Source organism: Frankia sp. CeRuru1 (assembly GCF_977966315.1).
In genome coordinates this window covers 1-3,382 of sequence record NZ_CDWWEW010000216.1, presented here as the reverse complement: position 1 = coordinate 3,382, position 3,382 = coordinate 1, and the positions used below count along the sequence as shown (strand labels likewise).

The following is a 3,382-nucleotide window of genomic DNA, read 5'->3' as shown; positions in this document are numbered from 1 at the left end:
CCCCTCCCCCGCTTCGGCCGCGCCCGCCGCGGTCTGAGGGGCGACCAGACCCAACCGGACCAGATCACCGCGATCCGGTCCGTCCGCCATCCCATCGATTCCGTCGGTCCCGTCGGTCTATTGATCCCAACGTCCCGTTGATCCCAAGGAGCATCCCCGTGGCTCGACCACGCCTGCTGCGTGCCGCAGCTGGCCTCGCGTTGCTTGCGGCGCTCGCCTCCGCGTGTGCGACGTCCTCGCCCACACCCACGAGCGCGGCCGCGAACGCCAGCACGATCCCCGAGCTCTCCCCGGACCAGAAGGTCTCGATCGTCTTCGAGAGCTACAACCTCGCGAACGTCGGGACGTGGAAGCCGGTGATCGAGGGGCTGCTCCGCGACTTCCAGGCGGCGCATCCCAACATCACCGTCAAGGGCCAGCCGCCGCAGAACCTGGCCGGCAGCGCGAACAGCGGCGACTACGTCACCAGCATCAAGAACCAGGTGCTGGCGGGCAGCCCCCCGGACGTCGCCCAGATCACCTTCAACGCGCTGCGCTTCGCCTCCGGCAGCCTCGGCGCCCAGCCGCTCGACACACTGGTCGGGCGGGAGGCCGTTCAGGCGAACTTCGGCGGCGAACACCCGTTCGCCCCGAAAGCCCGCACCCTCGGCGATGTCGACGGCAAGACCTACGCCGTCCCGTACGTCTTCTCCACCCCGGTTCTCTGGCTGAACAAGACCCTGTTCACCCAGGCCGGCCTCGACCCGGCCAAGCCGCCGAAGACCTGGGCGGAGGTAAAGACCGCGGCGCTCGCCATCAAGGCGAAGACCGGCAAGGACGGGGTCCTCATCGACTGTCTGACGAAGGTCGGGGACTGGTGTTTCCAGAGCCTGGTACGGTCAGCCGGTGGCCGGGTGATCTCTACCGACGGCACCAAGCTATCCTTCGCCGACCCGCCGGGCGTCGAGGCGGTGTCGATGGCCGCCGACCTGGCACGCAGCGGCGTGATGCCGAACCTCGACCAGAAGCAGCAGGTCAAGGCGTTCAGCACCGGCCAGGCCGGGATGCTGCTCGAAAGCAGCTCCCTGCAGGGGATGTTCATGGCCGGCGCCAAGGCGAACAACTGGGAGCTCGACGCCACCCAGGAACCCGCGTTCGGCTCGAAGCCGGTCATCCCCACCAACTCGGGAGCGGCACTGGCGATCTTCAGTAAGGACCCGGCCAAGCAGCGCGCCGCCTGGGAACTGACCAAGTTCCTCACCAGCAACCGCGCCTACACCGAGATCTCCTCAAAGATCGGCTACCTGCCACTGCGGACCGGCCTGATCGACGACCCGAAGTACCTGCAGGCCTGGGCGAAGGCGAACCCGCTCATCAAGCCGAACCTCGACCAGCTCACCCGGATCGAGCCGTGGGAGTCCTTCCCGGGTGACAACTACCTCCAGATCTCCGACACGATGATGACCGCGGTCGAAAGCGCCGTCTTCACCGGCAAGGACCCCGCATCCACCCTGGCCGACGCGCAGAAGCAGGCCACCAGCTTCCTGCCCCGGAAGTGACCGCCGTGCCCGTCGTAAGCACCGTGAGCACCGGGAGCACCGGGAGCACGGCCACCGCAGCGAGCACCGAGACCGCCCCGGGCGCCGGCGACGGCGGGGCGCCGCAGGCGCGGCGCGCCCTGTCGCTGCCGGGCACGATCAACCTGCGCGACGTCGGCGGCTACCCGACTGTGCACGGACGCTCCCTGCGCTGGCGCACGCTGCTGCGCTCGGGCACGCTACGCGGGCTCGACGGCCGTGGGCAGGCCATCCTCGCGCAGATCGGGCTGCGCACGGTCATCGACCTGCGCGAGGACACCGAGGTGGCGCACGATCCGGACCAGCTCGGCCGGCTCGCCGCGACGCATCGGCGGGTGCCCGTCTACACCCTGCCGGTCGACCGGCACCAGACGGCCGGCGATCTGCGTAGCCTCTACGACCACGTCGTCGATCATCGAGGGGACCGCCTCACCGCGGCCATGCTCGCGCTCGCCGCACCGGGGGCACTGCCCGCGATCGTGCACTGCAGCGCCGGCAAGGACCGCACCGGTCTGGTCATCGCTCTGGCGCTGGACCTCGCCGGGGTGCCAGCCGAGGTGATCGCGCAGGACTTCGCGCTGACCTCGTACTTCCTGCGGGACGAGGCCGCGGCGGCCGTCCAGCGTATCTCCGCCCTGATGTCCACCGACGGCGAGGAGCTGCCGGCCTCGCTGATGGCAAGCCCGCCCGACCTCATCCTGCACGCTCTGGGCCGTATCCACGCCCGGCACGGGGACACCCACACCTACCTGCTCGCGCACGGGGCGACGGCGCACGCGCTGGACCGCCTCGTCGAGGCCCTGCTCGTGCCGGCGGAGGCCTCCGACGCCGGGCCGGATTCCGGTCCGGCGACCGCGGGCTGAACCCCAGCCAGTGAGCCGCAGGCCCGGAGTCCCTCCCCCTCGGGCCTGCGGCTCACCCCAGGCGCCACCCCGTCCGCTCTGAAGCCCGTCCGCCCTGAAGCCATCCCCTCCCGCTCCGAAGGACGTCCATGCCGATACTCTTGGACCCGACCGCGCACACGCCCACCCACATCCTGATCCAGATCAGTGACACCCACATCGTCCGCGAGGGTGAGCTGATGCACGGCAAGGTCGACACGTACGCCGCGCTCCGCACCGTGCTCGACCAGATCGAGGCGTCCACGCTGAAGATCGGTGCCCTGCTGCTCACCGGTGACCTCGCCGACCGCGGTGATCTGCTGGCCTACCAGCGGTTGCGTGACCTGGTCGAACCGGTGGCGGCGCGCTTGGGCACGCCCGTGCTCTACGGCGTCGGCAACCACGACTCGCGTGGCCCGTTCCGGGAGGGACTGCTCGGCGCGGAACCCACGGTGGAGGCTCACGACTACGTGCACTGGGTCGGTGACCTGCGGATCATCATGCTCGACACCACCGAACCGGGCGAACACAGCGGCTTCCTGAGCACCGCCCAGCTGCGCTGGCTCGCCGACGAGCTGGCCACCGCGGCCCCCGACGGGACCATCCTCGCCCTGCATCACCCACCCGTGCCGTCCCCGCTCGCGATGGTGAACTCGCTCCTGCTCGCCGAGCCGCAGAACCTCGCCGACGTGCTCGCCGGCAGCGACGTGAAGATCGTGCTGGCCGGTCACGCCCACCACGCGTCCGCGGGCGTGCTCAGCGGCGTTCCGGTCTGGGTGGCGGGTGCCACCGCCTACCGGCTACGCACCCTCGGCCCGGCCGACCGGATAACCGGCCTGGTCGGGGGCGAGTACACCCGGATCGACGTCTACCCCGAGGGTGCCGTCGCCACCGCGGTACCGATCGCCACCACCGAGGTGGTCTACGACATGACCCTCGACGAGG

At 70.4% G+C, this 3,382-nt stretch carries 3 protein-coding genes; all 3 read left to right on the top strand.

Annotation, left to right across the window (positions count from 1 at the left end; all coding sequences use genetic code 11):
• The first annotated feature begins 158 nt into the window (after nucleotides 1–158).
• On the top strand, nucleotides 159–1,538 hold the full coding sequence (locus AC08OP_RS15600) for an ABC transporter substrate-binding protein (RefSeq protein WP_476614868.1): 1,380 nt from the start codon (nucleotides 159–161) through the stop codon (nucleotides 1,536–1,538).
• A 5-nt stretch (nucleotides 1,539–1,543) separates the two neighbouring features.
• Nucleotides 1,544–2,419 (top strand): tyrosine-protein phosphatase, encoded by an 876-nt coding sequence (locus AC08OP_RS15595; RefSeq protein WP_476614867.1) that lies wholly within the window; start codon nucleotides 1,544–1,546, stop codon nucleotides 2,417–2,419.
• Nucleotides 2,420–2,547: 128 nt separating this feature from the next.
• On the top strand, nucleotides 2,548–3,382 hold an 835-nt coding region (locus AC08OP_RS15590), incomplete at its 3' end, for a metallophosphoesterase (RefSeq protein WP_476614866.1).